Origin of the sequence: Nocardioides sp. CPCC 206348, from assembly GCF_048654705.1 — a bacterium.
Lineage (GTDB): Bacteria > Actinomycetota > Actinomycetes > Propionibacteriales > Nocardioidaceae > Nocardioides.
The window spans coordinates 29,668-34,897 of sequence record NZ_JBMCZA010000183.1 but is presented as its reverse complement, the minus strand read 5'-3'; the positions used below and the strand labels follow the sequence as shown (position 1 = coordinate 34,897).

Annotated in this window: 3 protein-coding genes and 1 pseudogene; all 4 read left to right on the top strand. The window is 73.0% G+C overall.

The features are described 5' to 3' along the window. Positions 1–681, top strand: a 681-nt coding sequence (locus ACOADB_RS14915; protein WP_378600078.1) for a DUF3105 domain-containing protein, incomplete at its 5' end; no start/stop codon positions are given. A gap of 59 nt (positions 682–740) precedes the next feature. Then, complete coding sequence (locus ACOADB_RS14910) at positions 741–3,974, top strand: ATP-binding protein (RefSeq protein WP_378600076.1); 3,234 nt, start codon at positions 741–743, stop codon at positions 3,972–3,974. Between the two features lie 93 nt (positions 3,975–4,067). After that, entirely contained in the window at positions 4,068–4,748 is a 681-nt protein-coding gene (locus ACOADB_RS14905; RefSeq protein WP_378600073.1) for a hypothetical protein, read from the top strand. Then, positions 4,745–5,230 (top strand): annotated as a pseudogene (locus ACOADB_RS14900) (hypothetical protein); the annotation flags it as partial. The gene ACOADB_RS14905 and the pseudogene ACOADB_RS14900, both read left to right, overlap by 4 nt.

The window sequence follows — 5,230 nt, the reverse complement described above, 5'->3', positions numbered from 1 at the left end:
CCGCCGCAGTACCCGCCGCAGTACCCGCCGGCGTTCCCGCCTCCGGGCTTTCCGCCGCCGCGCAAGCGACCGGTGCTGCCGGTCGTGCTCGCGGTGGTGGCAGCGGTGCTGCTGATCTCGATCGCGGTGCTGGTGCCGGTCCTGCTCACGCGGGGCGATGACGACGACACCGTGGCCAGGGGCGACTCCACGGATGCAGGGGTGGACACCAGCGACCTCAGCGCCGTGCAGGAGTTCGAAGGTCTGACCAACCAGCACCTCGCGCTGGGCGAGTCCCACGAGTACCCGCAGTCCCCGTCGGTCGGCGGCGACCACGCGCCGGTCTGGCTCGAGTGCGGTGTGTACGACGAACCGGTACCCGAGGTCAACGTCGTGCACGACCTGGAGCACGGCACCACGTGGCTCACCTATCGTCCCGACGAGGTCGACGACGAGGGCATCCAGCAGCTCGGGGACGTCCTGCCCGACAACGGGATCCTGTCGCCGTACCCCGACCAGGAGGCGCCGGTCGTGATCACCGTCTGGGGTCGCCAGCTCGAGCTCACCGGGCCGGAGGATCCGCGGATCAAGCTCTTCATCACGAAGTACGCCGCCGGTGACACGGCGCCCGAACCGTTCGCGTCGTGCCACGGCGGGGTGTCTCCCGACGACCTCGACGGCGTCGGCGGCACCGCCGCCTGACCGGCGATCCGGTTCGCCGAACCGGTGTGGCAGGGGCGGGTCGTGAGTAGCCTGCTGCCATGGCGACCGCGGCGGAGCCGCTGCTCCTGGGCCGTGACGCCGTGTGTGAGCGCCTCTCGGAGAGGCTCGCCCGCGCAGCTCGAGGCGCGGGTGGCCTGGTGTGGATCAGCGGCGAAGCGGGGATCGGCAAGACGACCCTCCTCAGTGAGGCGTGCCGGATCGCTGCCGCCGGCGGGTTCCGGGTGCTGCACGGTGCCGCGTGGGACGACCCCGGGACGCCACCGTTCTGGTTGTGGGCCCAGGTCCTGCGCGACGCGGCGGACGGAGTCGAACCCGATGCCCTGATGGATGCGTGGGGCCCACGCTCCCACGAGGCGTTGGCTCTCCTGCCGGGGGCCCGCGTGGGCCTCACCGCGAGCTCCGCCACGCCGGGCACGAACCGGTTCGCCCTGTTCGACTCCGTCGCGGGAGTGCTCGAGATGCTGTCCCGCGACCGTCCCTTGCTGCTGGTGCTCGATGACCTGCACTGGACCGACGCCGGGTCGCTGCGACTGCTCCGGTTCGTCGAGCGGACGCTGGGCCGCCGGCAGGTCCTCGTCGTCGCGGCCTGGCGAGACCACGAGGCGCTCGTCGACGAGACGGTCGTGGGCCTCGCCGAGGAGCTCGCGTCCCGAGCCGACCGGGTGGCGCTGCACGGTCTCGATCCCGGGTCCGTAGGCCGGCTGGTTGCCGCCGAGACCGGCGGTGTTCTCAGCGATGCCGACGCCCGGCGGCTGCACCAACGCACCGGGGGCAACCCGTTGTTCGTCGGCGAGCTGGCCCGGCTGGCGGTGGACCGGGGGACCGACGTCATCGACTCGGCGGTGCCCGAGTCGGCGACCGCGATCATCAGGCGGCGCCTCGGCCGGGTGTCCCAGGCGTGCCATGAACTGCTGGTGGCCGGCGCCGTCGCCGGCACGGCGAGCGCCGTGGAGACGGTCGCGCAGATGACCGCGCAGCCCCCGGCCGCGGTCGCCGAGCTGCTCGACGAGGCGGTCGCCGCAGGCCTGGCCCGCGACCTGCCGGGACGCGTCGAGCTCCCGCACCCCCTCATCCGCGCGGCGGTGGTCGCATCGGTTCCCGCCCGTCGCGTCCGGGAGCTCCACCTGGCGGCCGCGACCCTGATCGCGAAGCGGGTGGAGGTCGATCCGAGTGCTGCAGCCGAGGTCGCCCAGCACCTGCACCGCGCCCTCCCGCTCTCGGATCCTGCTGCGGCGGTGGCCATGAGCCGTCGTGCCGCGGCGGCCGCACTGGCCGTCCACGCCTACGAGGAGGCCGCCGAGCACATCACCGCGGCGCTCGGCGCCAGCGAGAAGGGCAGCGAGGTACGACGCCAGGTCCTGCTCGAACGCGGCGCCGCCGTCATGGCGTTCGACAACCTCGAGGCGGCCCGGGAGGACTTCCTGGAGGCGGCCGGTCTGGCCCGTGCACGCGGTGACGGTTCCGGCCTGGCGGAGGCAGCGCTCGGGTTCGCAGCGGGCTTGTCCGGATTCGAGGTGCGGTTGTGGGACCGGACCCAGATGGACCTGCTCGAGGAGGCGCTGGTCCTGCTCGACGGTCAGGAGACCATCGCCCGTGCCGACGTCATGGCCCGGCTCTCGGTGGCGATGTCCTTTGCAGGAGACCCGGTACGACGATCGGCCCTGGCCGAGCAGGCCGTGGAACTGGCCCGGCGGCTGGGTGATCCTCGTGCCATCGCGCATGCGCTGGCTGCGCGCTGCGACACGATGGCCGGCCCCGCCCATTCGGAACGACGCGAGGCCGACGCGGGCGAGGTGATCAGCTGTGCGCGACGAGTGGGCGACCTCGGGCTGGAGCTGCTCGGGCTCCGGCTGCGGATCGTTGCCTTGCTGGAGCAGGGCAAGGGCCCGGCGGCGCGCGCCGACATGGCGGCGTTCGAAGCCGCGGCGGACCTGCTCCGCCAACCCCTCTACGGCTGGTACGTCCCGCTGTTCCGGGGCTTCGTCGCCCACCTCGACGGGGACCTGCGGCTGCAGGAGCGGTGCGCGAACGAGGCCGAGGAGCTGGGGCGTCGGGCGGGAAGCCACAACGCCGCGATCCTGGCCGCCGTGCAGCGCAGCTGGATCGCCATCGAGGAGGGACGCACCGAGGACATCTACCCTGAGCTCGTCGGCCTGATCGAGGCCTTCGCGGAAACGGCGCCCGACGGCACCCAGGTGATGGCCCTGTTCCCCGGGCAGCCGCACGACGTGCGGGCCGCGGCGTTGGCTGGTGTCGACGCCATCATGGCGGGCCTGGCCGACGACGCGGAACTGATCTCGAACCTGTCGCTGGTCGCTCTCGCTGCCTGGGATGCCCGTGACCCGGCACCCGCAGCGGCGGCGGTCCATCGGCGACTCGAGCCCTGGTCCGGGAGGTTCGCTGTCGACGGCATCGGTGCCGGGGCGATCGGGCCGGTCGACCGGTACCTCGGCCTGCTGGAGATCCTGATGGGCGACCTCGCCGCCGCCGACGCGCACTTCCGTGGGGCAGCGGACCTCGCAGGCAAGGCCGGTGCGGTACTGAGCGGAATCCACCTGCGTCGGGACCGGGCCGAGGTCTGTCTGCTCCGTGGCGGGCCGGGCGACGCCCGGGTGGCCGTGCAGCTCCTCGAGGAGGCGGAAGCCGGTTACCGGGCCCTCGGCCTCACCCAGCGTGCGGACGAGGCAGCGCAGCGTCGTACGGCCGCGCCCGGCCCGGTGCCCATGGTCGCGGGGGAGTCCGGATCGTTCCAGCGCGACGGCGACGTGTGGCGGGTGTCGTACGCCGGCGCGAGCGCCGTGGTGCGGCACGTGAAGGGCATGGCCGACCTGGCCGTGCTGCTCGGTCGGCCCGGCACCGAGGTGCACGCACTGGACCTCGCGGGCGTGCCGGGAGCGGCGGTGCACGAGGGCGACACCGGACCTGCGCTCGACGAGCAGGCCCGTGCCGCCTACAAGCAGCGGCTCGACGTCCTTGACAACGAGCTCGACCAGGCTGCGCTGGCGGGCGACGACGAACGCTGCCGCCGGGCAGAGGAGGAGCGCTCGTTCCTGCTGGCCGAGCTCAGCGCGGCCTACGGGCTCGGGGGCCGCGCCCGCCCCACCGGTGCCTCCGCCGAGCGCGCTCGCAGCGCGGTGACCTGGCGGATCCGTGACGCGATCCGCCGACTCGAGGCCGCGGAGCCGGGGATCGGGACGCACCTGCGCCATGCCGTGCACACCGGCACCTTCTGCCGGTACGAACCCGAGCGGCCGGTCACCTGGCTCCTGTGAGGCGGGTCGCCGTGAGGCCGCCTTCCGGTGTGAGGCGGAACCTCTCGCCTCCGGGGTGACAGCACTTCACCCCGACACCCACAGGAGTCCGCCATGAGCTTCATCCAGATCGAGGACCTGCACACCGACCACATCGCCGAGATCAGCGAGCTCGGCGACCAGTGGCGCCGCGACACCGCCGGTCGTCGTACCCTCCTCAGCGATCGCGTGTACGTCGACCGCAACGACCCGTCGCACTACGTCGCCATCAACGAGTTCGCCTCCTACGAGTCGGCGATGGTCAACTCGGCCCTGCCCGAGACCGACGCCATCGCCGCACGCTTCGCGGCACTCGTGACGGGCGACATCAGCTACGTCGACCTCGACCTCGTGGCCGCCCACGACGCCCGCACGGAGGCGGCCGACGTGCTGCGCCAGGACCTCGAACGGTCCGCACTCACCCCGTCGGCGTACACCGACGACGTCCGCTTCGAGGGCATGTTCCCGCAGGCCCTGGTCCGCGTGACCGGGCCCGACGCCGTCACGGCGCTGCTCGTCGAGGACGCTCCCGCACGGACCATCGAGACCTGGGACGTCCAGCCGACCCCGAACGGCTTCGCGCTCGAGTACTCCTGGCGCACGACCGGCGAGACGTCGTACCTCTCCGTGGGTACGGTGCTCGCGACCGTCACCGACGGCCGGATCAGCCGGATCCTGTGCACCTGCGCCGGGTCGTGGGACAGCGCCGCAGAGGCGGCCATCGTGGGTGCCGTCACCGCCGGGTCCGCGTCGTGAGCGTCGCGGACGCCGTCGACACCGATGTCGAGGCCGATGTCGACACCGATGTCGAGGACGATGTCGAGGCACGGGCCGGGGAGCTGGTCGAGCGGCTCTTCGGCCACACGATCGCGACCCTCGAGATGGCGACGATCTGGCTGGGGACCCGGCTGGGCCTGTACGACGCCCTCGCCACCCCTGGCACGGCCGCCGATGTCGCGCAGCGCTCGGGCGTCCTGGAGCGGTACGTCCGTGAGTGGCTCGAACAGCAGGCCATCGCGGGCCTCGTCTCGGTCACCGTGCCGGACGTCGACCCGGCGGCCCGGACGTTCGGCCTCTCGGCTCCCCAGCGTCTCGTGCTGGCCGACGCCACCAGTCCGTTCTCCGGCGGCGCGCTCGCACTGCTGTCCGGCGGCTGCGGATCGGCGCTGCCGCAGGTCCTGGAGGCGTGGCGAAACGGCACCGGCATGCCCTTCGGCGCCTACGGCGACGACGTCCGC